This is a genomic window from Streptomyces avidinii (assembly GCF_045161815.1).
Taxonomy (GTDB): Bacteria; Actinomycetota; Actinomycetes; order Streptomycetales; family Streptomycetaceae; genus Streptomyces; species Streptomyces avidinii.
The window spans coordinates 2,838,612-2,864,404 of the sequence record NZ_CP108863.1 but is presented as its reverse complement, the minus strand read 5'-3'; the positions used below and the strand labels follow the sequence as shown (position 1 = coordinate 2,864,404).

Annotated in this window: 18 protein-coding genes; 16 read left to right on the top strand and 2 right to left on the bottom strand. The window is 71.7% G+C overall.

Annotated elements, in window-relative coordinates; translation table 11 throughout:
• Positions 1-79 precede the first annotated feature (79 nt).
• The 8 genes from OG373_RS12245 (at position 80) to OG373_RS12210 (ending at position 10,119) form a co-directional block, all read left to right on the top strand.
• A complete protein-coding gene (locus OG373_RS12245; protein WP_397737120.1) occupies positions 80-1,597 on the top strand; it encodes a gamma-aminobutyraldehyde dehydrogenase in 1,518 nt (505 codons plus the stop codon).
• A 70-nt stretch (positions 1,598-1,667) separates the two neighbouring features.
• A complete protein-coding gene (locus OG373_RS12240; protein ID WP_405438124.1) occupies positions 1,668-2,918 on the top strand; it encodes a spermidine/putrescine ABC transporter substrate-binding protein in 1,251 nt (416 codons plus the stop codon).
• 123 nt (positions 2,919-3,041) lie between these two features.
• Positions 3,042-4,232, top strand: coding sequence for an ABC transporter ATP-binding protein (locus tag OG373_RS12235; protein ID WP_405438122.1), 1,191 nt, complete (start codon positions 3,042-3,044; stop codon positions 4,230-4,232).
• Complete coding sequence (locus tag OG373_RS12230) at positions 4,229-5,158, top strand: ABC transporter permease (RefSeq protein WP_397737114.1); 930 nt, start codon at positions 4,229-4,231, stop codon at positions 5,156-5,158. The genes OG373_RS12235 and OG373_RS12230 overlap by 4 nt, the downstream gene beginning before the upstream one ends.
• Complete coding sequence (locus OG373_RS12225; protein ID WP_397737111.1) at positions 5,158-5,964, top strand: ABC transporter permease; 807 nt, start codon at positions 5,158-5,160, stop codon at positions 5,962-5,964. The genes OG373_RS12230 and OG373_RS12225 overlap by 1 nt, the downstream gene beginning before the upstream one ends.
• 41 nt (positions 5,965-6,005) lie before the next feature.
• Positions 6,006-7,424 carry an NAD(P)/FAD-dependent oxidoreductase gene (locus OG373_RS12220; protein ID WP_405438119.1) on the top strand — a complete coding sequence of 473 codons (1,419 nt, stop codon included), beginning with the start codon at positions 6,006-6,008 and terminating at the stop codon, positions 7,422-7,424.
• 357 nt (positions 7,425-7,781) lie between these two features.
• Positions 7,782-8,246, top strand: a complete 465-nt coding sequence (locus tag OG373_RS12215) for a hypothetical protein (protein WP_405438117.1) — start codon at positions 7,782-7,784, stop codon at positions 8,244-8,246.
• A 112-nt stretch (positions 8,247-8,358) separates the two neighbouring features.
• The gene (locus OG373_RS12210; RefSeq protein ID WP_405444029.1) at positions 8,359-10,119 is read left to right on the top strand and encodes a chitinase; all 1,761 of its coding nucleotides are present in this window, start codon (positions 8,359-8,361) and stop codon (positions 10,117-10,119) included.
• Here the strand turns inward: OG373_RS12210 and OG373_RS12205 are convergent.
• Positions 10,085-10,612 carry a phosphatase PAP2 family protein gene (locus tag OG373_RS12205; protein ID WP_405438116.1) on the bottom strand — a complete coding sequence of 176 codons (528 nt, stop codon included), beginning with the start codon at positions 10,610-10,612 and terminating at the stop codon, positions 10,085-10,087. The two genes, OG373_RS12210 and OG373_RS12205, sit on opposite strands and share 35 nt — an antisense overlap.
• Positions 10,613-11,006: 394 nt before the next feature.
• On the bottom strand, positions 11,007-12,353 hold the full coding sequence (gabT, locus tag OG373_RS12200) for a 4-aminobutyrate--2-oxoglutarate transaminase (protein ID WP_081522299.1): 1,347 nt from the start codon (positions 12,351-12,353) through the stop codon (positions 11,007-11,009).
• A gap of 252 nt (positions 12,354-12,605) precedes the next feature.
• Here gabT and OG373_RS12195 point away from each other — a divergent pair, with 252 nt between their 5' ends.
• From OG373_RS12195 to ispG, 8 genes are all read left to right on the top strand, one after another.
• Entirely contained in the window at positions 12,606-14,711 is a 2,106-nt protein-coding gene (locus tag OG373_RS12195) for an ATP-binding protein (RefSeq protein WP_405438114.1), read from the top strand.
• A gap of 188 nt (positions 14,712-14,899) precedes the next feature.
• Positions 14,900-16,480: a PucR family transcriptional regulator gene (locus OG373_RS12190; RefSeq protein ID WP_405438112.1), complete on the top strand. Its 1,581-nt coding sequence runs from the start codon at positions 14,900-14,902 to the stop codon at positions 16,478-16,480.
• Positions 16,481-16,716: 236 nt separating this feature from the next.
• On the top strand, positions 16,717-18,162 hold the full coding sequence (locus OG373_RS12185) for an aldehyde dehydrogenase family protein (protein WP_189973247.1): 1,446 nt from the start codon (positions 16,717-16,719) through the stop codon (positions 18,160-18,162).
• A 155-nt stretch (positions 18,163-18,317) separates the two neighbouring features.
• Positions 18,318-20,252: an acyl-CoA dehydrogenase family protein gene (locus tag OG373_RS12180; RefSeq protein ID WP_405438110.1), complete on the top strand. Its 1,935-nt coding sequence runs from the start codon at positions 18,318-18,320 to the stop codon at positions 20,250-20,252.
• Between the two features lie 91 nt (positions 20,253-20,343).
• Entirely contained in the window at positions 20,344-21,672 is a 1,329-nt protein-coding gene (locus OG373_RS12175) for a hypothetical protein (RefSeq protein WP_405438108.1), read from the top strand.
• Positions 21,673-21,693: 21 nt separating this feature from the next.
• Entirely contained in the window at positions 21,694-22,947 is a 1,254-nt protein-coding gene (gene dxr / locus OG373_RS12170) for a 1-deoxy-D-xylulose-5-phosphate reductoisomerase (RefSeq protein WP_405438106.1), read from the top strand.
• On the top strand, positions 22,944-24,245 hold the full coding sequence (locus OG373_RS12165) for a M50 family metallopeptidase (protein ID WP_397737092.1): 1,302 nt from the start codon (positions 22,944-22,946) through the stop codon (positions 24,243-24,245). Before dxr ends, OG373_RS12165 begins: the two co-directional genes overlap by 4 nt.
• Positions 24,246-24,421: 176 nt before the next feature.
• A complete protein-coding gene (gene ispG / locus OG373_RS12160) occupies positions 24,422-25,579 on the top strand; it encodes a flavodoxin-dependent (E)-4-hydroxy-3-methylbut-2-enyl-diphosphate synthase (RefSeq protein ID WP_189973241.1) in 1,158 nt (385 codons plus the stop codon).
• Positions 25,580-25,793 lie beyond the last annotated feature (214 nt).

Below are 25,793 nucleotides of genomic sequence, written 5' to 3'. Positions count from 1 at the left end.
GAGGGCACCACCTCTGTCAGGATCGGCACTCAATTCGAGCTGTAGCTCGAACTGTAGCTACGGAGAGCGTGAGAGCGTTATGGGCAACCGCTTCCAGGTCAAAGACCGCTTCGCGGACGGCGCGCAGTACATCGACGGGCAGCTGAGGTCCGGCACGTCCGGACAGTCACACACCGTGGTCGATCCTGCGACCGGCGACGAGGTCCTCACCTACGAGCTCGCGAGCACCACGGACGTCGACGAGGCCGTCGCCGCCGCCAAGAGGGCCTTCCCGGGCTGGTCCGGCGCCACCCCCGGCGAGCGTTCGGACGCCCTGCACCGGCTGGCCGCCGTACTGGCCGAGCAGGCCGAGGACTTCGCGTACGCCGAGTCCCTCCAGTGCGGCAAGCCGATCAAATTGTCCACGGAGTTCGACGTACCGGGGACCATCGACAACACCGCCTTCTTCGCGGGCGCCGCCCGGCACCTGCAGGGGCAGGCGGCCGCCGAGTACTCCGGCGACCACACCTCCTACGTACGCCGCGAGGCCATCGGGGTCGTCGGCTCGATCGCGCCCTGGAACTATCCGCTCCAGATGGCCGCCTGGAAGATCCTTCCGGCGATCGCCGCCGGCAACACCATCGTCCTCAAGCCCGCCGAGCTCACCCCGCTGACCTCCCTGATGTTCGCGCAGGCGGCCAAGGACGCGGGCCTGCCCGACGGCGTGATCAACATCGTCACCGGCGCCGGCCGCGAAGCCGGAGAGCACCTGGTGGGCCACCCCGACGTGGTCATGACCTCCTTCACCGGCTCCACCGCCGTCGGCAAGCGGGTCGCCGAGATCGCGACCGCCACCGTCAAGCGGCTCCACCTGGAGCTCGGCGGCAAGGCCCCCTTCCTCGTCTTCGACGACGCCGACCTGGAGGCCGCCGCGCACGGCGCCGTCGCCGCCTCCCTCATCAACACCGGCCAGGACTGCACGGCCGCCACCCGTGCCTACGTCCAGCGCCCCCTGCACGACGCCTTCGTCGCCCGGGTCGCCGAGCTGATGGAGAGCGTCCGCCTCGGCGACCCCTTCGCGCCCACCACCGACCTGGGCCCGCTGGTCTCGCACGCCCAGCGCGACCGGGTCGCCGGATTCGTCGAGCGGGCCCGCGGCTACGCCACCGTCGTCACCGGCGGTGAGATCCCGGCGGGAGACCTGGCCGAGGGCGCGTACTACCGGCCCACCCTCATCGCCGGCGCCGCCCAGGACAGCGAGGTGGTCCAGTCCGAGATCTTCGGTCCGGTCCTGGTCGTCCTGCCCTTCGACAGCGACGACGAGGGCATCGCGCTGGCCAACGACACCCCGTACGGACTCGCGGCCTCCGCCTGGAGCCGTGACCTCTACCGGGCCAACCGGGCCACCCGCGAGATCAAGGCGGGCTGCGTCTGGATCAACGACCACATTCCGATCATCAGCGAGATGCCCCACGGGGGCTACAAGGCCAGCGGCTTCGGAAAGGACATGTCGGCCTACTCCTTCGAGGAGTACACGCAGGTCAAGCACGTGATGTACGACAACACCGCGGTGGCCGAGAAGGACTGGCACCGCACGATCTTCGGGGACCGTCCGTAACCATCTGCGGCTCATCGCCGCGTGGGCCCACCGCCTGACCAGCGGTACACCTCCCGAAAGGGCACAGCGCATGGAGCAGTTCGAGCCCGACCGCCTCTCGGCGGCGCAACTCGCCGCGATGCGGCGCAGCCTCACCAGCGGGCGCGGCGCCCTCACCCGCCGCTCGTTGCTGCGCGCCTCCGGAGTCGGAGCGCTCACCCTCGGCGGGCTGACCACCCTCGCCGGGTGCGGGATCCCGCCCGCCAAACGCGAGGGCGACGCGGCCGTGGCCTCCGACGACCACTCGGCCGGGGAGAAGGAGATCAACTTCTCCAACTGGACCGAGTACATGGACACCAGTGAGGACGAGAAGTCCCGTCCCACGCTGGAGGAGTTCACCAAACGGACCGGGATCAAGGTCAAGTACACCGAGGACATCAACGACAACGTCGAGTTCTTCGGCAAGGTCCGCCCCCAGCTCGCGGCCGGCCAGGACACCGGCCGCGACCTGATCGTGGTGACCGACTGGCTGGCCGCCCGCATCATCCGCCTCGGCTGGGCGCAGAAGCTGGACCCCGCGCACCTGCCGCACGCGTACGCCAACCTGATCCCGCAGTTCCGCACCCCCGACTGGGACCCCGGGCGCTCGTACAGCTACCCCTGGACCGGCATCGACACGGTCATCGCCTACAACGAGAAGGCGACCGGCGGCAAGAAGGTCGACTCCGTCACCCAGATGCTCGACGACCCGTCCCTCAAGGGCCGCGTCGGCTTCCTCACCGAGATGCGCGACTCCGTCGGCATGACCCTGCTCGACCAGGGCAAGGACCCGGCGACCTTCACCACCGCCGACTTCGACGAGGCCGTCGGGCGGCTCCAGAAGGGCGTGGACAAGAACCAGATCCGCCGCTTCACGGGCAACGACTACACCTCCGACCTCGACAAGGGCGACCTCGCCGCCTGCCTCGCCTGGGCCGGGGACATCATCCAGCTCCAGGCCGGCAACCCGGACATCAAGTACGCCATCCCCGCCCCCGGATACATCACCTCCAGCGACAACCTCCTGGTCCCCGCCAAGGCCCGGCACAAGGCCAACGCGGAGAAGCTCATCGACTTCTACTACGAGCCGCCGATCGCCGCCCAGCTGGCCGCGTACATCAGCTACGTCTGCCCGGTCGAGGGCGTCAAGGACGAACTGGCCAAGATCGATCCCGCGCTCGCGGACAACCCCCTGATCGTCCCGGACAAGGCGATGGCCGCCAAGGCCCACGCCTTCCGCTCCCTCACCAGCGAGGAAGAGACGGCGTACGAGGAGAAGTTCGCCAAGCTCATCGGCGCCTGACGCACGCCTTGCGGCGAGCCCGCCGGAGCGCGGCGCCGCCGCCGGAGTCCTCCGGCGGCGGCGCGGCCCGGCCGGCTCCGCCGAGCCTTCGACCCCTTGCCCCACCCAACCCCGGGACCATCCATGACTGACAAGACCGCGGGCGGCGACGTCCGCCTCTCCGGGATCAGCAAGCACTACGGCACCTTCACCGCCGTGCACCCGCTGGATCTCACCATCCCCCAGGGCTCCTTCTTCGCCCTGCTCGGCGCCTCCGGCTGCGGGAAGACCACCACCCTGCGCATGATCGCCGGCCTGGAGGAGCCCTCCACCGGCACGGTCCACCTCGGCGACCGGGAGGTCACCGACCTCCAGCCGTACAAGCGCCCGGTCAACACGGTCTTCCAGAGCTACGCCCTCTTCCCGCACCTGAGCATCTTCGAGAACGTCGCCTTCGGACTGCGCCGCCGCGGCATCAAGTCCGTCAAGAAGCAGGTGGACGACATGCTGGAGCTCGTCCAGCTCGGCCAGTTCGCCCAGCGCAAGCCGCACCAGCTCTCCGGCGGCCAGCAGCAGCGCGTCGCCGTCGCCCGGGCCCTGATCAACCACCCCCAGGTGCTGCTCCTCGACGAGCCGCTCGGCGCCCTCGACCTCAAGCTGCGCCGCCAGATGCAGCTGGAGCTCAAGCGGATCCAGACCGAGGTCGGCATCACCTTCGTGCACGTCACGCACGACCAGGAGGAGGCCATGACGATGGCCGACACGGTCGCCGTGATGAACGGCGGCCGCGTCGAGCAGCTGGGCGCCCCCGCCGAGCTGTACGAGAACCCGGGCACCACCTTCGTCGCCAACTTCCTCGGCACCTCGAACCTCATCGAGGCCACCGTGGAGACCGCGGGCACCGGGGCGTCCGCCGGCTCGGGCTCCGAGATCGTCGTATCCGCCTCCGGCGCCGTCCTCCGGCTGCCCGCCGGCCGCTGCGCGACCACCCCCCGTACGGGCGGAAAGCTGCTGGTCGGAGTGCGCCCCGAGAAGATCTCCCTGGTCCACGCGGACGAGGAGCACACCATCGCGACCGGCCGCAACAAGATCACCGGGCGGATAGCCGACTCCTCCTTCATCGGCGTCTCCACGCAGTACGTCATCGACAGCCAGGTCTGTCCGGAGCTGGAGGTGTACGCCCAGAACATCGAGCGGGACAGCCGCCTGGTACCGGGCGCCGAGGTGATCCTGCACTGGAACCCGGAGCACACCTTCGGCCTCGACGCGGCCCAGTCCATGCTTGCAGGGACGATGGGCGACGCGGGCATCGAGACGGTGGAGGAGAGCGCATGACGACCACCGCGGCGCCGCCAAAGGCGCCCGCCTCCACCGAACCCCCGGTGCACAGGGCGTCGCTGCGCAAGCGGCTGATCCCGTACTGGCTGCTGCTCCCCGGCATCCTGTGGCTGCTGGTGTTCTTCGTGCTGCCGATGGTCTACCAGGCCTCGACCTCGGTGCAGACCGGCTCCCTCGAAGAGGGCTTCAAGGTCACCTGGCACTTCGGGACCTACTGGGACGCCTTCACCGAGTACTACCCGCAGTTCCTGCGCTCCCTGCTCTACGCGGGCACCGCGACCGCGCTGTGCCTGCTGCTCGGTTACCCGCTGGCCTACCTGATCGCCTTCAAGGCGGGCCGCTGGCGCAACCTGCTCCTCGTCCTGGTGATCGCCCCGTTCTTCACCAGCTTCCTGATCCGCACGCTGGCCTGGAAGACGATCCTGGCCGACGGCGGCCCCGTGGTCGCCGTCCTCAACAACATCGGCTTCCTCGACGTCACCAGCTGGCTCGGGATGACCGAGGGGGACCGGGTGCTGGCCACGCCGCTCGCGGTGGTCTGCGGCCTGACGTACAACTTCCTCCCCTTCATGATCCTGCCGCTGTACTCCTCGCTGGAGCGCATCGACACCCGCCTCCACGAGGCGGCCGGGGACCTGTACGCCCGCCCCGCCACGGTCTTCCGGAAGGTGACGTTCCCGCTCTCCATGCCGGGCGTGGTCTCCGGGACCCTGCTCACCTTCATCCCGGCGAGCGGCGACTACGTGAACGCCGAGCTGCTCGGGTCCACGGACACCCGGATGATCGGCAACGTCATCCAGTCGCAGTACCTGCGGATCCTCGACTACCCGACCGCGGCCGCGCTGTCCTTCATTCTCATGGCCATCGTGCTGATCATGGTCACCATCTACATCCGCCGAGCGGGGACGGAGGACCTGGTCTGATGCGCAATCCCCTCACCTGGCTCCGGCGCAACCTGATCGTCATCGCGGGGCTCGGCACGCTCGCGTACATGATCCTGCCGAACGTCGTCGTGACCGTCTTCTCCTTCAACAACCCCACCGGGCGGTTCAACTACGCCTGGCAGGAGTTCTCCCTCGACGCGTGGAAGGACCCCTGCGGGGTCGCCGACATGTGCGGGTCGCTGTCCCTCTCGCTCCAGATCGCCCTCTGGTCCACGCTGGTCGCGACCGCGCTGGGCACCGCGATCGCCTTCGCGCTCGTGCGCTACCGCTTCCGGGCGCGCGGGGCGGTCAACTCGCTGATCTTCCTGCCCATGGCCATGCCCGAGATCGTGATGGCGGCCTCGCTGCTCGCGCTCTTCCTCAACATGGGCATCCAGCTGGGCTTCTGGACGATCCTGATCGCGCACATCATGTTCTGCCTCAGCTTCGTCGTCGCCGCCGTCAAGGCGCGTGTCCTGTCCATGGACCCGCGGCTGGAGGAGGCCGCCCGCGACCTGTACGCCGGCCCGGTGCAGACCTTCGTACGGGTCACGCTGCCGATCGCGGCACCCGGTATCGCGGCGGGCGCGCTGCTCTCCTTCGCGCTCTCCTTCGACGACTTCATCATCACCAACTTCAACTCGGGCAACACCGTCACCTTCCCCATGTTCGTGTGGGGATCGGCCCAGCGCGGTACGCCCGTGCAGATCAACGTCATCGGTACGGCGATGTTCGTCATCGCGGTGCTGGTGGTCCTCGCCGGCCAGATGGTCGGCAACCGCCGCAAGAAGGCACAACCGAAGTAATTCGGATAGCACGTCATCAGTTCCGTAGGGAGTTGGAAGCCATGGCCCCAGTCGCCATGCGTAGTGTTGCGAAATCCCTTTCCGAAGCGAAGCCGGTCTCGTACTGGCTGGACGACCCCGGCAAGCCCGCGCCCGAGCCGGCGCTGACCTCCGACGAGCGGTGCGACCTGCTGGTCGTCGGCGGTGGCTACAGCGGGCTGTGGACCGCCCTCATTGCCAAGGAGCGCGACCCCGACCGGGACGTCGTACTGATCGAGAGCAAGGAGGCGGGCTGGGCCGCCTCCGGCCGCAACGGCGGATTCTGCGCCGCTTCCCTCACCCACGGCCTGAGCAACGGGCTGGCCCGCTGGCCCGGCGAGCTGGCCAGGCTGGAGGAGCTGGGCAACCGCAACCTCGACGCCATCGAGGAGGCCGTCGCCCGCTACGGCATCGACTGCGACTTCGAGCGGACCGGCGAGATCGACGTCGCCACCGAACCGCACCAGGTCGACGAGCTGCGCGAACTGCACGAGGAGGCACTGCGCCTGGGCCTCGCCGACGGCTCCGAATGGCTGGACGGCGAGGCGGTGCGCGCCGAGGTCGACTCGCCGACCTTCCTCGCCGGCCTCTGGGACCGCGACGGAGTCGCCATGCTCAACCCGGCGAAGCTGGCCTGGGGCCTCAAGCGGGCCTGCCTGGAGCTCGGGGTGCGGATCTACGAGAACACCCGCGGCCTCAAGCTGGCCGCGGCCGGCTCCGGGATGACCGTGACCACCCCTTACGGCACGATCCTCGCCCGCCGGGTCGCCCTGGGCACCAACATCTTCCCCTCGCTGGTCCGCCGGGTCCGCCCGTTCACCGTCCCGGTCTACGACTACGCGCTGATGAGCGAGCCGCTCGACGAGGCCCAGCTCGCGGCCATCGGCTGGAAGAGGCGGCAGGGGCTCGGCGACAGTGCCAACCAGTTCCACTACTTCCGGATCACCCGCGACAACCGGATCCTGTGGGGCGGCTACGACGCGATCTACCCCTACCGGGGGAAGCTCGACTCCGAGTACGACCACCGCCCCGAGACCTACCTCAAGCTCGCGGAGCACTTCTTCACCGCCTTCCCGCAGCTGGAGGGGCTGAAGTTCAGTCACGCCTGGGGCGGCGCGATCGACACCTGCTCGCGCTTCTCCGCCTTCTTCGGCACCGCCCACGCGGGGAAGGTGGCGTACGCGGCCGGCTACACCGGCCTCGGGGTGGGGGCCACCCGGTTCGGCGCGGACGTGATGCTGGACCTGCTGGACGGGCTCTCCACCGAGCGCACGCGGCTGCAGATGGTGAAGTCCAAGCCGATGCCCTTCCCGCCCGAGCCCTTCGCGTGGACCGGGATCGCTCTCACCAAGTGGTCGCTGGCCCGCGCGGACGCCCGCGGCGGACACCGGAACCTGTGGCTCAAGACGCTGGACCGCTTCGGCCTCGGCTTCGACAGCTAGGCCGTCCCTTTCGGATCCTGCCGGGCCCGCGACGCCCGGCACCGCACCCGGCCGCGTTGTCGGTGTGCCCGAGTACGTCCAGTACAAGGGCGCACCTCCGCCTTGCCGGGCACGGCACCGGACACCGCAGGCTCGGCCGACAAGATCCGAAAGAGACGGCCTAGGTGTGTTGTCCGGACAGGCCGTCCCCACGGTCCGCCGCGCGCCGTGTGTCTCTGCCGCGCGCCCGGCGCGGACTGCCGGTCACCGTGTGACCCGATTCAATACCAGGGCCAACGAAAACCCGCGTCATAATCACGCCCGGCCCCGCTCTCTCCAGGTGAGAACCCCTCATCTACAGGGAACGGAGGCCGGGCGATGACGATCCCGGGGGCCAAGACGGCAGTGGACTGGCTGGTGTCGGTGGCGCCGGATCCGGACGCCTGCCGGTGGGAGTGGGAGCGCAACCCCCTAGGGGTCGCCCTGCTGCCCGCCGGCCGGCGCTGGGACGTGCTGATCCTGCCCGGGGAGCTGGGGCGGCCCACCCTCGACGTGCTCCGCCTGCTGCTCGGCCGGCCCGGCCCGGTGCTCGCCGACTTCGGCGACTCCCGGCTGGGCTTCTTCGTGCCCGCCGGCACGGCGTCCCGGTGGCTCGCCACGGGCGTACGGGGTGCCGGGCGAGGGACCTGGATCGTGGTCCCGTACCCCGGCCGGGCGACCGGCGGGGTGCGCTGGCTGGAACTCCCCGACGGCGAGGGGACGCTCACCGACCCGGCCGTGCTGGAGCTCGCAATGCACGAGGCGGCCGCGTGCGTGCTGGCGAAGGAGGGCCGAAAGTCTTGACAAGGGTATTGGTCTGGACCATCTTGGGCGCCGCTGACCCCCTCCATCCCCCCATGCACCGGAGGCAGTTGTGCGCAGAGCCCTACCCTTCCTCACGGCCGCCGCCCTCGCGGTGGCCGGCTTCCTCGCCGCGGGCCCGCCCGCCGCGGCGGCCGACGCCGACCTCGTACGCAACGGCGGCTTCGAGGCCGGACTCGACGGCTGGAGCTGCTCGGGCGGCAGCGGAGCCACCGTCACCGCACCCGTCCACGGCGGAGGTTCCGCCCTGCGGGCCACCCCGGCCGGCCAGGACAACGCCCGCTGCTCCCAGGCCGTCACCGTCAAGCCCGACTCGACGTACACCCTCGCCGCCTGGGTGCAGGGTGCGTACGTCTACCTCGGCGCGAGCGGTACCGGCACCACCGACGTGTCGGCGTGGACGCAGACGCCGGGTGCGTGGAAGCAGCTGACGACCACCTTCCGCACCGGCCCGTCCACGACCTCGGTGACGGTCTACACCCACGGCTGGTACGGCCAGCCCGCCCACGTCACCGACGACCTCACCCTGGTCGGCCCGGACCCCGGCGGTCCCGGCCGGCCCCAGCTCCCGGCCGCCCCCACCGGCCTGACCGCTTCCGCCACCTCGTCGACCTCGGTCGCGCTGTCCTGGTCGGCGGTCCCGGGCGCCACCTCGTACACCGTCCACCGGGACGGCGCGGCGCCCGTGAGCGTCACCTCCGCCTCGGCGACCGTGACCGGCCTCGCCGCGGCCACCACGTACACCTTCCGGGTCGGCGCGGTGAACGCGGCGGGCACCTCCCCGCAGAGCCTGCCCGCCTCCGTGACCACGCCCGCCGGCGGCGGTGGAGGTGGCGGCCTGCCCGCCCACGCGCTGGTCGGCTACCTGCACGCGAGCTTCGCCAACGGCTCCGGGTACGTCCGGATGGCCGACGTACCCGCCTCCTGGGACGTCATCAACCTCGCCTTCGGCGAACCCACTTCGGTGACCTCCGGCGACATCCGCTTCCGGCTCTGTCCGGTCGCGGAATGCCCGAACGTCGAATCCGCGGCGGAGTTCAAGGCGGCCGTCAAGGCCAAGCAGGCCGCCGGCAAGAAGGTGCTGATCTCGATCGGCGGCCAGAACGGCCAGGTCCAGCTCGCGAGCACGGCCGCCCGGGACACCTTCGTCTCCTCCGTCGGCGCCATCATCGACGAGTACGGCCTCGACGGCCTGGACATCGACTTCGAGGGCCACTCGCTCTCCCTGGCCACGGGGGACACCGACTTCCGGGCGCCCACCACCCCGGTCGTCGTCAACCTGATCGCGGCCGTGAAGACCCTGAAGGCCAGGTACGGCCCGGACTTCCTCCTGACGATGGCCCCGGAGACCTTCTTCGTCCAGCTGGGATACCAGTACTACGGCTCCGGCCCCTGGGGCGGTCAGGACCCGCGCGCCGGCGCGTACCTGCCGGTGATCCACGCCCTGCGCGACGACCTCACGCTGCTCCACGTCCAGGACTACAACTCGGGCTCGATCATGGGCCTCGACAACCAGTACCACTCCATGGGCGGCGCCGACTTCCACATCGCCATGACCGACATGCTGCTCACCGGCTTCCCGGTCGCCGGGAACACCGCCCGGGTCTTCCCGGCCCTGCGCCCGGACCAGGTCGCCATCGGCCTGCCGGCCACGACCGGCGCGGGCAACGGCCACACCTCGCCCGCGGAGGTGAACAAGGCACTGAACTGCCTGACGAAGAAGACCGACTGCGGGACCTACCGGACCCACGGCACCTGGCCGGGGCTGCGCGGCCTGATGACCTGGTCGATCAACTGGGACCGCTTCGGCGGCTGGGAGTTCAGCCGGAACTTCGACGCCTACTTCGGCGGCTGACCCACGCCACGCCGAGCAGCAGGGGAGTGCAGAGCAGCAGGCTGGCCAGTACGTCCAGCGGCCAGTGCCACCCCCGCAGGATCAGTCCGACGGCCGTCGCCCCCGTGAGTACCAGGGCGACGGCCGTCGGCCATGCCAGGCGGGTGTACGGGCGCACGAGCAGGGCCGCGCCGAGATAGGCGACGGCCGCGGTGGCCGTGTGACCCGAGGGGAAGTAGCCGGCGGCCCAGGGCTCCAGCGGGCCCGGCCGGCCGGTCCACTCCTTGAAGGGGATGACCAGGGCCGGCACCAGGGCCATGGCCAGGCCCGCGGCTGTGGCGGCGAGGCGCCGGCCGCGGACGGCGGCGTAGGCCATGGCCAGCGCCAGGACGGGCACGGCGACCGGGATGTTGCCGAGGTCCGAGAGGCGCTCGGTGACGGAGTCCGGGAGCGTGCGCACCAGGGCGCGGCTCAGCGCGTGGTCCGGGGCCAGCAGCGGGCCGGAGACCAGCACCTGCCACGTGACCAGAGAGAAGAGGAGGCCGCAGACCGCGGCGATCAGGAGAGGAGTGGCCGGCCGTCCCGGAACAGGGGGGATGGTTCCGGGACGGCCGCCCGGATCGGGTTGCCGGGCGCCCCGGGGGGTTTGGGGCGAACGGCTGTCCGATCGGTGAGGAGTGTGCGCGAACGCATCCCCAGTACGGTGCTGGGGAAGCCCAGTACTGGTGTCGCCCCCGGTTTCCCCGGAGCGGGGTGTTTCACTCATCTGCAGAAACCGTACGGCAGCGAAAGGGGGACCGACAGCAGGATCGCGCTCCCGCCATCGCCCCCCCACAGCTTCTTCACAGCGTCCGCCCGTTACCGCCGGTAGGACCCGGTCGCAGCGCGCGCACGTTCTCGTCCTTCGATCAGATGGCCGTGCCGATGGCCGCGAAAGCGGCCTCGATGAGGTCCATGCCCTCGTTCAGCAGGTCCTCACCGATGACGATCGGCGGGAGGAAGCGGAGCACGTTGCCGTAGGTGCCACAGGTGAGGACGAGCAGGCCCTCGGCGTGGCAGGCCTTGGCGAGCGCGCCGGCCGCCTCCGGGAACGGGGTCTTGGACACCGGGTCCTTGACGAGCTCGATCGCGATCATGGCGCCGCGGCCGCGGATGTCGCCGATGATGTCGTACTTCTCCTGCATGGCCGTCAGGCGGGCCTTCATGATGGACTCGATCTTCTTCGCCGCGGCGTTGAGGTCGAGCTCCTTCATGGTCTCGATGGAGCCGAGCGCACCGGCGCAGGCCACCGGGTTACCGCCGTAGGTGCCACCCAGGCCACCCGCGTGCGCGGCGTCCATGATCTCGGCGCGGCCGGTCACGGCGGCGAGCGGCAGACCGCCCGCGATGCCCTTGGCGGTGGTGATCAGGTCCGGGACGATGCCCTCGTCCTCGCACGCGAACCACTGGCCGGTGCGGCAGAAGCCGGACTGGATCTCGTCGGCGACGAAGACGATGCCGTTGTCGTTGGCGAACTTCACGATCGCCGGCAGGAAGCCCTTGGCCGGCTCGATGAAGCCGCCCTCGCCGAGGACCGGCTCGATGATGATCGCGGCGACGTTGTCGGCGCCGATCTGCTTCGTGATCTCGTCGATCGCCTGGGCGGCGGCCTCGGGGCCGCAGTTCTCGGCGCCGGTGGGCCAGCGGTAGCCGTAGGCGACCGGGACGCGGTAGACCTCGGGGGCGAACGGACCGAAGCCCTGCTTGTACGGCATGTTCTTCGCGGTCAGCGCCATGGTGAGGTTCGTGCGGCCGTGGTAGCCGTGGTCGAAGACGACGACGGCCTGGCGCTTGGTGTACGAACGGGCGATCTTGACGGCGTTCTCGACGGCCTCGGCACCGGAGTTGAACAGGGCCGACTTCTTGGCGTGGGTGCCCGGGGTCAGCTCGGCGAGGGCCTCGCAGACCTCGACGTAGCCCTCGTACGGGGTGACCATGAAACAGGTGTGGGTGAAGTCGGCGAGCTGCGCGGAGGCGCGGCGCACGACGGCCTCGGCGGAGGCGCCGACCGAGGTCACGGCGATGCCGGAGCCGAAGTCGATCAGGCGGTTGCCGTCGACGTCCTCGATGATGCCGCCGCCCGCGCGGGCCGTGAAGACGGGCAGCACGGAGCCCACGCCACCGGCCACGGTCTGCAGGCGGCGGGCCTGCAGCTCCTGCGACTTGGGGCCGGGGATCGCGGTGACGATCTTGCGCTCCTGCGGAACAGCGGTCATAGGGGGCTCCTGGGGGGTGTTTTCGGACGCACTTGTCTCTTTGTCCGCAGGCTAGGCCCGGGAGCGGTGGTCCTGCATGCTCCGTTCGGTAGTGATCACCACGTGTCCTTGTCCGTGACGGCCATAGGAAGGACCCGAGCGGGCGTCCTGCGGACGGCACGTCGAACCGGAGCGCGGGTACGGGCCCACGGCCGACGCCGGGCAACTACATTGAGCGACGCAGCGCAGGCACGGGCAGGGGGCAGGGGTTTCATGGACACCGACGGCACGCACGAGACGCGCCCGCAGCGAGCCGGGCACGTTCCGAGACCGGCCGGCCCGCCGCCCCAGGGCCTCCCCCCGAAGCCGTCGCACGCGCCGACGGCCGGCCCGACACTGGGCGACTGGCTGCGCTTCCCCCGTTCCTCGGACGGGCCGGGCGTATGGACGTACGGGCACGTGCCGCGGGCCGCCGAAGCGCCCGAGGAGACCCCCACCCGCCAGCTGATCAGCGGGGCCCTGATCTCCCTGCTCGCAGGACTGCTGCTCTGGTCCCTGCTGTGGAACGGCTACCTCGGCGGCTTCTGGCTCTGGCCCCTCTATATGTTCACGCCGGACTCCTGGGCCGGGACGTTCCCCTCTGTCGTGGCCTCATACATCTGGTACGCCGTGGTCGCCACCGTCCTGATCATCGGCTTCGGGCGCCTGGGTCGCTGGCCCGAGCTGGGCCGTCGCATGCTCAGCAGCCGCGCCCTGCGTGCGGTGCAACCCGCGCACGCTGCCGACGCCACGGGCCCCGAGGCGGGCGGCCCGGACGACCCCGCGTGCTGGCCGCAGTTGCGGGGGGCCGGGCTGGGGGATGTGGCCGAGCGGTTGGAGGTGGAGGCCGGGGGTGGGCGGATGAATGACGTCGACTACGCCCGGATCCGGCGGGCGTGGGACTCCGTGCGCGTCGACCCGTCCCGCATGCGCGCCTTCGCCGACGCCGTGCGCGACAACGGCGCCGCCGCCTGCCTGCACCCGTCCGGGGCGCGGGACCTGCCCGTGCGGTCCGCCCGGCACGATCTGCTGGCCCGGCAGGTGCTGCTCGGCACCGTCGAGGACGGCGCGCGCAACCCGTACTCCCGCCGCGGCACCGCCCTCGCCCTCGACCCCGACGTGCTCGGCACCTCCCTGCTCGCCGTGGGACCCTCCGGCACCGGCAAGACCCGGCAGCTGGTGCGGCCCGTCGTCGAGTCGCTCTCGCTCCAGGCGCTCGCCGGCCAGGCCGCCGTCGTCGCCGTCGGAGCCGCCGGCGCCCAGCTCGGGCCGGACGCCGCCTTCGACGTGGTGGTCCGCGTCGGCGACCCCGCCTCCGTCTACGACCTCGACCTCTACGGCGGCGCCACCGACCCCGACGAGGCCGCCACCCTGCTCGCCGAGGCGTTCGTCGGGGACGTCCCCGGGATCGACGTACGCCGCGCCGCCACCGCCCTCGCCCAGCTCCTCGGGCCGTTCCGAGCGGCGTACGAACGCTTCCCGGCCGTGCCCGAGCTGCGCGAGCTGCTCGACGGGGTCCCCACCGCCTTCGACGCCCTGCGCCGCGACCTCGCCGGGCAGCACGCGATGCTGCGCGAGCTCGACGCCCGGGCCCGCCAGCACGGCGCCCCCGCGGACCCCGGTCCCGCCCTCGCCGACCGGGTGGCCCTGCTGGACCGGCCCGCCTTCGCAGGCTTCTTCGACACCACCGGCCAGGGCCGGCCGTTCTCGCTGCGCGCCCTGGAGCACCCGATCCGCGTCCGCGTCGACCTGCCCGAGCGCGGGCACGCCGACGCCTCCCGGATGCTGGCCCGGCTGCTGCTCGCCCAGTTCAACGCCGCCGCGGCCGCCCGTACCGACCGTTCCCTGTTCGCCTTCCTCGCCCTCGACGACGCCTCGCACACCCTCACCGCCGGGACCGTACGGGGCGTCCAGCGGCTGCGCTCGGCGCACGCGGGCGTCCTGCTCACGCTGCGCACGCTGGACGACGTACCGGAGGAGCTGCGCACGCCGCTGCTCGGGGCGGTCGGCTGCCGGATGGCCTTCTCCGGGGTCACCACCTGGGACGGCAAGCGGTTCGCCGAGGCCTGGGGCACCGAGTGGGTGGAGACGCGGGACGTCACCCACCGCACCGTCTTCGCCGACCAGCCGCTGACCCGGCTGATGCATTCCTTCCGCAAGCTCGTCACCGGCAAGGCGGTCACCACGGACGCGGTGACCGTGCGGCAGGTGGAGCGGGAGCGGTGGTCCGCGTCGGACCTGGCGCACGCCGTGCCGCCGGGGCACGCGGTGCTGTCGCTGACCTCGGTGCGCGGGGAGCGGGCGGCGCCGCTGCTGGTCCGCCTGGCCGGAACGTCCTGACCCGCACCCCGACCCGTACGAGGTGGCAGAATCGAGGGGAGTCGTTCGTACGACACGGCGAAAACCCTCGGCGGTCTCCCGGTCCCGTCCCCCTCCTGTCTCGGCCCGTCCTGCCGGTCCTGCCGGTCCTGCCCGCCCTGCCGGTCCTCCGCTCCGACGCCCCCTCCCGCTAAGGCCACTGGTAACCGATGCCGCTCACCCTCGCCTCACTCGTCCAGCACTCGGCGCTCAAGCTCAGCGTCCGGGCGGGGGAGGGTCGCCTCGACACCCCGGTGCGCTGGGCCCACGTCAGCGAGCTCGCCGACCCGGTCCCGTACATGGAGGGCGGGGAGCTGCTCCTGATCACCGCGATGAAGCTGGACGCGGGGGACCCGGACGAGATGCGGGCCTACGTGCGCCGCCTCGCCGCGGCCGGGGTCGTCGGCATCGGCTTCGCGATCGGCGTCAACTACGAGGAGATCCCCGAGGCGCTGATCGAGGCCGCGCGGACCGAGGACATGCCGCTGTTGGAGGTACCGCGGCGGACCCCCTTCCTGGCGATCAGCAAGGCCGTCTCCGCCGCCCTCGCGGCGGACCAGTACCGGGCCGTCACCGCCGGCTTCGAGGCGCAGCGCGACCTGACGCGCGCCGCGCTCTCCGTCGACGGCCCCGCCGAGCTGCTGGCCAGGCTGGCGGCGCACGTGCACGGCTGGGCCGCCCTGTACGACACCTCGGGCGCGGTCGTCGCGGCCGCCCCCGACTGGGCCGCTCGGCGCGCCGCCCGGCTCACCCCCGACGTGGAACGGCTGCGCGAGCGCCCGGCGCCCGCGAGCGCCGTGGTCGGCGGATCCGAGGACCGCGTGGAACTCCAGTCCCTGGGCACGGGCCGGCGGGCGCGCGGCGCTCTCGCCGTCGGTACCGCGGCCCCGCTGGGCACGGCCGAGCGGTACGCCGTCCACTCCGCGGTCGCGCTGCTCACCCTCACCACCGAGCGCTCCCGCTCCCTGCACGACGCCGAGTCCCGGCTGGGGGCGGCGGTGCTGCGGATGCTGCTGGCGGGCGAGGCGGACCACGCGCGGTCCGTGGCCGGAGACCTGTACGGGGCCCTGCTCGAGGCACCGTTCCGGCTGATCGTGGCCGAGCCGGCACTGGCCGGGACCGCGCAGCCGGAAGGGCTGGCGCTGCTCTCCGACGTGGTGGAGTCGGCGGCCGCCCGGACCGGGGAGACCCTGCTGGTCGTCCCGGAGCCGGGCCGGCTCGTGATCCTCGCCTCCGACGGGGGCTCGGCCGCCCAGGCGTGCGTGGACCACGCGGAGGCGCTGGAGGTCCGGCGCGGCCGGGACGCGGCCGGGCCCGAGCCGGACGAGCTGGTCGTCGGCCTGTCCGCGCCCGCCGGACCCGGCGGCGTGGCGGCGGCCCTCAAGCAGGCCGACCAGGCCCTGGCCGTGGCCCGGCGCCGGGGGCGGCCGATGGTGGAGCACGAGGACATGGCGGCGGGCTCGGTCCTGCCGCTGCTGGCCGACGACGCCGTACGGGCCTTCGCGGACGGCACCCTGCGCGCCCTGCGGGAGCACGACGCGACCGGGCGCGGCGACCTGGTGGCCTCGCTCCAGGCCTGGCTCTCCCGCCACGGGCAGTGGGACGCGGCCGCCGCCGACCTCGGCGTGCACCGGCACACCCTGCGCTACCGGATGAAGCGGGTCGAGGAGATCCTCGGCCGCTCCCTGGAGGACCCGGACGTCCGTATGGAGCTGTGGCTCGCCCTCAAGGCCAGCCCGCCCGCCGCGTAGCCCGGTCCGCCCGCCGCGTGGCCCGGTCCTTCCGTGCGCGTGGCCCGGTCCTTCCGTGCGGGTAGCCCCACCCGCTCGCGGCGGAGCCCCAGCAGACCGGCCGGACGTGTGACATTGACAAAGCGGCGCAGCCTCCGCGACGGGTACTACACGCCGGACAAACGCCGAATCGCCCACGGAGTCCTACGGTGGAGGTGTCAGGACCCACCGCACACTTCCGAAGGGCCGGGATTCGCATGACTTCCACCCACGCCTTCTGGCTCGCCGGCCGCCAGGCCACCGGCGAGGACAGCTTCGACGTCCACTCCCCGTGGGACGGCCGACTGGTCGCCGCCGTCAGCGTGCCCACCGACGAGCAGGTCGAAGAGGCCGTGGCCGCGGCGTACGCCGTGACGGCGGAGTTCTCCGCGACCCCCGCCCACGTACGTGCCGCGGCGCTGGACCACGTGTCCAAGCGGCTCGTCGAGCGCACCGAGGAGATCGCCCAGCTGATCTCCGCCGAGAACGGCAAGCCCGTCAAGTGGGCCCGCGGTGAGGTCGGCCGTGCGGTCTCCGTGTTCCGCTTCGCCGCCGAAGAGGCCCGCCGCTTCAACGGCGGAGAGGCCCAGCGCCTGGACACCGACGCCGGTGGTGTCGGCCGTCTGGCCCTGACCCGCCGCTTCGTCAAGGGCCCGGTCCTCGGCATCGCGCCGTTCAACTTCCCGCTGAACCTGTGCGCCCACAAGGTGGCCCCGGCCATCGCCGTCGGCGCGCCGATCATCCTCAAGCCCGCCCCGGCCACGCCGCTGTCCGGTCTGATCCTGGGTGAGCTGCTCGCCGAGACCGACCTCCCGGCCGGTTCCTGGTCGGTCCTGCCGGTCGCCAACGACAAGATGCCGGCCCTGGTCAAGGACGAGCGCCTGCCCGTCATCTCCTTCACCGGTTCCGACACCGTCGGCTACGCCATCCAGCAGTCGGTGCCCCACAAGCACTGCACCCTGGAGCTCGGCGGCAACGCCGCGGCCGTGGTCCTGGACGACTGGTCCTCCGAGGCCGACCTCGACTGGGCCGCGACCCGTATCGCGACCTTCTCGAACTACCAGGCCGGCCAGTCCTGCATCTCCGTGCAGCGCGTGATCGCCGACGCCGCCGTCTACGACCGCCTCGTCGAGAAGGTCGTCGAGAAGGTCCAGGCGCAGGTCACCGGAGACCCGTCCGACTCCGCCACCGACGTCGGCCCCCTCGTCTCCGAGGCCGCCGCCCAGCGCGTCGAGTCCTGGGTGGACGAGGCCGTCTCCGCCGGAGCCAAGCTCCTCACCGGTGGCAAGCGCGCGGGTGCCTCGTACGAGCCCACCGTCCTGGCCCATGTGCCGGACGGCGTCAAGCTCGCCACCGAGGAGGTCTTCGGGCCGGTCCTGACGCTGAAGAAGGTCGAGAACACCGACGAGGCCTTCGCCGCCGTCAACGACTCGAAGTTCGGTCTGCAGGCCGGCGTCTTCACCCGCAACGTGCAGACCGCGTTCCGCGCCCACCGCGAGCTCGAGGTCGGCGGTGTCATCATCGGCGACGCGCCGTCCTACCGCGCCGACCAGATGCCGTACGGCGGCGTCAAGCAGTCCGGTGTGGGCCGCGAGGGTGTCCGCTATGCGATGGACGACTACACGTACGAGCGAGTCCTGGTCCTGACCGGCCTCGACATCTGATCTCGTACGGCCAAAAAGCCGACGGCCGGAGCCTACTGTGCGGGGGCTCCGGCCGTCCCCCTTTTCCGAGGCGCCGACTTGGGGTACGACTCACAGGTAGCACCGGCCGGTAACGCCGGTGGACCCCCGACTCCGGCGGCGAGGTGAGTCCCCTCATGTCCGCAACACAGCCCAAGGTGACCGAGCGCGAGGCACGGCAGGTCGCGGAGGCGGCCCGGGAACAGGACTGGCGCAAACCCAGTTTCGCCAAGGAACTCTTCCTCGGGCGCTTCCGGCTCGACCTGATCCACCCCCACCCGCTCCCCGCCGACGAGGACGTCCGGCGCGGCGAGGCCTTCCTGGCCCGGCTGCGGGAGTTCTGCGAGACCCGCATCGACGGAGCCCGCATCGAACGCGAGGCGAAGATCCCCGACGAGACCGTGCGCGGGCTCAAGGAGCTCGGCGCCCTCGGCATGAAGATCGACCCCAAGTACGGCGGCCTCGGTCTCACCCAGGTCTACTACAACAAGGCGCTGGCCCTCGTCGGCTCGGTGAGCCCCGCCATCGGGGCGCTGCTCTCCGCCCACCAGTCGATCGGCGTTCCCCAGCCGCTGAAGATGTTCGGCACGCAGGAGCAGAAGGACACCTACCTGCCCCGCTGCGCCACCACCGCCATCAGCGCCTTCCTGCTCACCGAGCCCGACGTTGGCTCCGACCCGGCGCGCCTGGCCACCACGGCGGTTCCCGACGGGGACGACGCGTACGTGGTCGACGGCGTGAAGCTGTGGACGACCAACGGGGTCGTCGCGGACCTGCTCGTCGTGATGGCCCGCGTCCCGAAGTCCGAGAACCACCGCGGCGGGATCACCGCCTTCGTCGTGGAGGCGGACTCACCGGGGATCACCGTCGAGCACCGCAACGCCTTCATGGGCCTGCGCGGCCTGGAGAACGGGGTCACCCGCTTCCACCGCGTCCGGGTCCCTGCGGCCCAGCGCATCGGCGCCGAGGGCGCCGGCCTCAAGATCGCCCTGACCACTCTCAACACCGGCCGGCTGTCCCTGCCCGCCATGTGCGTCGGCGCCGGCAAGTGGTGCCTGAAGATCGCCCGCGAGTGGTCCGGCGTCCGCGAGCAGTGGGGCCGGCCGGTCGCGAAGCACGAGGCGGTCGGCGCCAAGATCTCCTTCATCGCCGCCACCACCTTCGCCCTCGAAGCGGTGGTCGACCTCGCCTCCCAGATGGCCGACGAGGACCGCAACGACATCCGCATCGAGGCCGCCCTCGCCAAGCTCTACGGCTCCGAGATGGCCTGTCTGATGGCCGACGAACTGGTCCAGATCCGCGGCGGGCGCGGCTTCGAGACCGCCGACTCCCTGGCGGCCCGCGGCGAACGCGCCGTCCCCGCCGAACAGATGCTCCGCGACCTGCGCATCAACCGGATCTTCGAGGGCTCGACGGAGATCATGCACCTGCTGATCGCCCGCGAGGCCGTGGACGCCCACCTCTCGGTGGCGGGCGACCTCATCGACCCCGACAAGGCACTCGGCGACAAGGCGAAGGCCGGCGCCCGCGCCGCCGGCTTCTACGCCCGCTGGCTGCCCAAGCTCGCCACCGGCCCCGGCCAGGTCCCCGGCACCTACCGCGCCTTCCACCCCGGCGGCCACCCCGACCTCTCCACCCACCTGCGCTATGTGGAGCGCAGCGCCCGCAAACTCGCCCGCTCGACCTTCTACGCCATGTCCCGCTGGCAGGGCCGCATGGAAACCAAGCAGGGCTTCCTCGGCCGGATCGTCGACATCGGCGCCGAGCTCTTCGCGATGAGCGCCGCCTGCGTCCGTGCCGAGCACCTGCGCGCCACCGGCGCCCACGGCCGCGAGGCGTACCAGCTGGCCGACGCCTTCTGCGAGCAGTCCCGGCTGCGCGTCGAGGAGCTCTTCGGCCGGCTCTGGTCCAACACCGACGACCTCGACCGCAAGGTGGTCGCGGGCGTCCTGTCCGGCACCTACGCCTGGCTGGAGGAGGGCGTCCTCGACCCCTCCGGCGACGGCCCCTGGATCGCGGACGCCGCCCCCGGACCGTCGACCCGGGGAAACGTGCACCGCCCCATCCGCTGACCTGCGATCATCGCCGCACGTCGGACAGGCGTACGAGGATGAGTACGAGTACTGGTACGCGTACGAGCACAGCGCGAGGCGGACGAGAACGATGTCGACGGCCGAGGAAGACCGCACCAGCCGGCGGCTGGCCTGGTGCGTGGCGCACCTGCTGCGCCACGCACCGGACCACGTCGTCACCGACATGATCGGCAGGCTGGACCGGCCCACCCGCAAGTACCTGTGCCGGGACGAGTGGCTCTCGGCATCGACCGTCACCCTGCTGCTGCGGCACGGCAGCGAGGAGGACCGGCACTACATCGCCCGTAACCCCCGTGTGGTCGGACGACCCCTGCCGGGCCTGCCCGGCCCCACGCGGTACGCCCGCCGCCGGACCCCGCCCGAACTCCTCCCGGTGCTCCGCGCCGAGCTGGGCCGGGACCCCGACGACGGGCCGCTCACCGCCGCCGAGCTGGTCGGCCTGCTGCGCCGGCACGGCCGCCGCGGGCCGCGCGTCCCACTGGACATCCTGGCGCTCCCGTACGAGGCGGACCCGGACCTGCTGTGCGCCGAGCACGCCCGGCAGCCGCTGCCCGTCGGCTCCTTCGAGGCCCTGCTGATGGTCGCGGACCTGTCCCCCGGGAGCGTCCACGCCCTGCTGGCCACGGGGGCGCAGGACGCGACCGGGCGCTCCTGGCACCGGCCCGCCGTCCGGGCCGTCCGGATCGGCCGGGTCACCCACGAGGAACTGGTCACCCACGTCGCTCCCGCCCGCCACACCCTGCTGCTCGGCCACCTCCCCGTACGGGAGTCCCTGCGCTGGACCCTGCCCGAACAGGCGGGCATGCAGACGGCCGTGCAGCGCGCCCTGCGTCCGCTGGGGAACGACCCCCGCCTGTGGGCCGAGCTGCTGCGGCACGCCCCCGGCCACGCGGGCCCGCTGCCCGCACTGGTGGCGGCCGTGGCCGACGACGCCCTGCCCGAGCCCGCCGGGGCGGGCGAGCCCGGTCCCGAGCTGGTCCGGGCCGTACGCCACCTGGCCCCCACGGCCGCCGAGCCGACCGGGGAGGTGGAGCGCGAGCTGGCCCTGGCCAGCCTCGCCGTCCCGATGGACAGTGCCCTGGAGGACATCCGCTGGGTGCGCGACTGCCTGGACCGCGGCCTGCTGACCGGCATCGACGTGGTCCGGCACAAGCTGCCGGCCTGCTGGGCCCTCGACGAGGACCACTGGCTCGGCGACGTGGACCACCCCGACCGGCACGACCGCCCGGAGGCCGTCCTCACCGCCCGCGCCGAGGCGGACCGGCTGTTCACCGCGGCTCTCGGGGAGGATCCGGAGGCCTGGTGGCGTGCCGCGCGCACGCTCCCGGAGTTTGCCGGAACGCTCCCGCACCTGCTCCTGCGGGTAACGGAAGGGGGCTCCGTGTCCGGCCGCTCCTGACTTGCGGCAACAATGGGGGGCATGAGCGACCGCCCAGCCCCCCTCGCCGATCCGCACCTCCTCTTCGACCCCGCGGCCGGCCTCCGGGACATCGTCATCCTCGGGTCCACCGGGTCCATCGGGACCCAGGCCATCGACCTCGCCCTGCGCAACCCGGACCGGTTCCGGGTCACCGCACTGTCCGCCGCGGGCGGGCGGGTGGAGCTGCTGGCCGAGCAGGCCCGGCTGCTGCGGGTCAAGACGGTGGCCGTCGCCCGCGAGGACGTCGTACCGGCCCTGAAAGAGGCGCTGAGCGCCCAGTACGGCCCGTCCGAGCCGCTGCCGGAGATCCTGGCCGGTCCGGACGCCGCGGCCGAACTCGCCGCCTCCGAGTGCCACACCGTTCTCAACGGCATCACCGGTTCCATCGGCCTCGCACCGACCCTCGCCGCCCTGCGGGCGGGCCGGACCCTGGCCCTGGCCAACAAGGAGTCGCTGATCGTCGGCGGCCCGCTGGTCAAGGCGCTGGCCGCGCCCGGCCAGATCATCCCGGTGGACTCCGAGCACGCGGCGCTCTTCCAGGCGCTCGCCGCCGGCACCCGGGCCGACGTCCGCAAGCTCGTGGTGACCGCCTCCGGCGGTCCCTTCCGCGGCCGCACCCGCGCCGAGCTGGCGACCGTCACCGTGCAGGACGCCCTCGCGCACCCCACCTGGGCCATGGGCCCGGTGATCACCGTCAACTCCGCGACCCTGGTCAACAAGGGGCTGGAGGTCATCGAGGCGCACCTGCTCTACGACATCCCCTTCGACCGCATCGAGGTCGTGGTCCATCCGCAGTCCTACGTGCACTCGATGGTGGAGTTCACGGACGGCTCCACGCTCGCCCAGGCCACCCCGCCGGACATGCGCGGCCCCATCGCGATCGGCCTCGGCTGGCCCGAGCGGATCCCGGACGCGGCCCCCGCCTTCGACTGGACCAAGGCGTCCACCTGGGAGTTCTTCCCGCTGGACACCGAGGCCTTCCCGTCGGTGGGCCTCGCCCGGCACGTGGGCACCCTCGGCGGCACCGCCCCGGCGGTGTTCAATGCGGCCAACGAGGAGTGCGTCGAGGCATTCCTGGCAGGTCGGCTGCCGTTCACAGCAATCATGGATACGGTCTCTGCCGTGGTCGATGAGCACGGAACACCTGAGTCGGGAACCTCCCTGACGGTCCAGGACGTCCTAGAAGCGGAGGCCTGGGCCAGGGCCCGGGCGCGGGAGATGGCGGCACGGGCCGCCGTGGAGGCGCGCGCATGACACTACTGATGACGGTGCTCGGGGTCGTGGTCTTCGCCGTCGGCCTGCTGGTCTCCATCGCCTGGCACGAGCTGGGGCACCTCTCCACGGCCAAGGTCTTCGGCATCCGCGTGCCGCAGTACATGGTGGGCTTCGGGCCGACCATCTGGTCGCGGCGGAAGGGCGAGACCGAGTACGGGATCAAGGCCATCCCGATGGGCGGCTACATCCGCATGATCGGGATGTTCCCGCCCGGCGAGGACGGCAAGGTCACCGCCCGCTCCACCTCGCCGTTCCGGTCGATGATCGAGGACGCGCGCTCGGCGGCGTACGAGGAGCTCCAGCCCGGGGACGAGAGCCGGCTCTTCTACACGCGCAAGCCGTGGAAGCGCGTGATCGTGATGTTCGCCGGGCCGTTCATGAACCTGATCCTGGCCGTGGCGATCTTCCTCACCACCCTGATGACCTTCGGGCTGAACACCCAGACCACCTCGGTCGCCACCGTCTCGGACTGCGTCATCCAGCAGAGCGAGAAGCGCGACAAGTGCGCCCCCGGCGACCCGGCCGCCCCCGCCAAGGCGGCCGGCCTGAAGGCGGGCGACAGGATCGTCGCCTTCAACGGGCGCACGGTCGGCGACTGGTCCGCCCTGCAGAAGGACATCCGCGCCACCGTCGGCCCCGCCACGATCACGGTGGAGCGGGCCGGTCAGCGCGTGGACCTCACGGCGAACCTGATCGAGAACAAGGTCGCCAAGACGGACGGCAGCGGCCGGTACGTCAAGGACGAGTACGTCACCGCGGGCTTCCTCGGCTTCGCCCCCGCCTCCGGCTACGTCCCGCAGTCCTTCGGCCAGTCCGTCGACCGCATGGGCGAGATGATGCAGGCCGGCGTCCAGTCGCTGGTCGAGCTTCCGTCCAAGGTCCCGGACCTGTGGAACGCGGCCTTCAACGGGGCCGAGCGCAAGCAGGACAGCCCGATGGGCGTCGTGGGCGCGGCCCGGGTCAGCGGTGAGATCTTCACCCTCGACATCCCCGCCCAGCACCAGCTGGTCTTCTTCCTCAACCTGCTGGCCGGCTTCAACCTCTCGCTGTTCCTGTTCAACATGCTGCCGCTGCTCCCGCTCGACGGCGGGCACATCGCCGGCGCCCTGTGGGAGTCGGTCCGGCGGAGCGTCGCGCGGATCTTCCGGCGCCCCGACCCCGGCCCGTTCGACGTGGCGAAGCTGATGCCCGTCGCGTACGTGGTCGCGGGCCTGTTCATCTGCTTCACGCTGCTGGTGATGGTGGCCGACGTGGTGAACCCGATCAAGATCACCTGATCTGCGGGAGTTTCTGCCCCAGTCGTCAGGGAGCCGGGCACGGATCGTGCCCGGCTCCCTACGTTCGGGTGGCGCACCCCCTCGGATGCACGGCCCGCTCCGTGGTTGGCGTAATCTCGAAGCCTGGAGCCCGCCGATCTCGGGACCTTGATCCACACCTTGGGGTTGCACAGCAGATGACTGCCATCTCTCTCGGAATGCCGGCCGTGCCGACGAAGCTTGCCGACCGCAGGGTCAGCCGCAAGATCCAGGTCGGTTCCGTGGCCGTCGGTGGCGACGCACAGATTTCCGTGCAGTCGATGACCACCACCCGGACCTCCGACATCGGCGCCACGCTCCAGCAGATCGCCGAGCTGACCGCCTCCGGCTGCGACATCGTCCGTGTGGCCTGCCCGACGCAGGACGACGCCGACGCCCTCGCCGTGATCGCGAAGAAGTCGAACATCCCGGTCATCGCCGACATCCACTTCCAGCCGAAGTACGTGTTCGCCGCGATCGACGCGGGCTGCGCCGCGGTCCGCGTGAACCCGGGCAACATCAAGCAGTTCGACGACAAGGTCAAGGAGATCGCGCGGGCCGCCAACGACGCGGGCACCCCGATCCGTATCGGCGTCAACGCCGGCTCCCTCGACGCCCGGCTGCTGAAGAAGTACGGCAAGGCCACCCCCGAGGCGCTGGTCGAGTCCGCGCTCTGGGAGGCCGGCCTCTTCGAGGAGCACGGCTTCAGCGACATCAAGATCTCGGTCAAGCACAACGACCCGGTCGTCATGGTCAACGCCTACCGCCAGCTCGCCGCCGCCTGCGACTACCCGCTGCACCTGGGCGTCACCGAGGCCGGCCCCGCCTTCCAGGGCACCATCAAGTCCGCGGTCGCCTTCGGCGCGCTGCTCTCCGAGGGCATCGGCGACACCATCCGCGTCTCCCTCTCCGCCCCGCCGGCGGAGGAGGTCAAGGTCGGCATCCAGATCCTGGAGTCGCTGAACCTCAAGCCGCGCCGCCTGGAGATCGTCTCCTGCCCGTCCTGCGGCCGCGCCCAGGTCGACGTCTACAAGCTGGCCGAGGAGGTCACGGCGGGCCTGGAGGGCATGGAGGTCCCGCTGCGCGTCGCGGTCATGGGCTGCGTCGTCAACGGCCCCGGCGAGGCCCGTGAGGCCGACCTCGGCGTCGCCTCCGGCAACGGCAAGGGTCAGATCTTCGTGAAGGGCGAGGTCATCAAGACCGTCCCCGAGTCGAAGATCGTGGAGACCCTCATCGAAGAGGCGATGAAGATCGCCGAGCAGATGGAGAAGGACGGCGTGATGAGCGGCGAGCCCACCGTCGCCATCGGCGTCTGACTGTCCCGGCTCGGCTCGCCTCCGCGGCGCCTGTTGCCGGCTCGTGCCGGCGTACGTGCTCGGAAACGCTCGTGCCTCGCGTTTCCTGCGCGCGTTCGCCGTCGCTCCCCGGCGCGCCCCTTCGGCTCGCTCGCCCTGCTCCGCTCGTGGCCCCGGTGCCGTTCCCGCAGTTCGGGGGCGGGCCGGGGCTGTTTCGTGACCGCGGACACGGCAT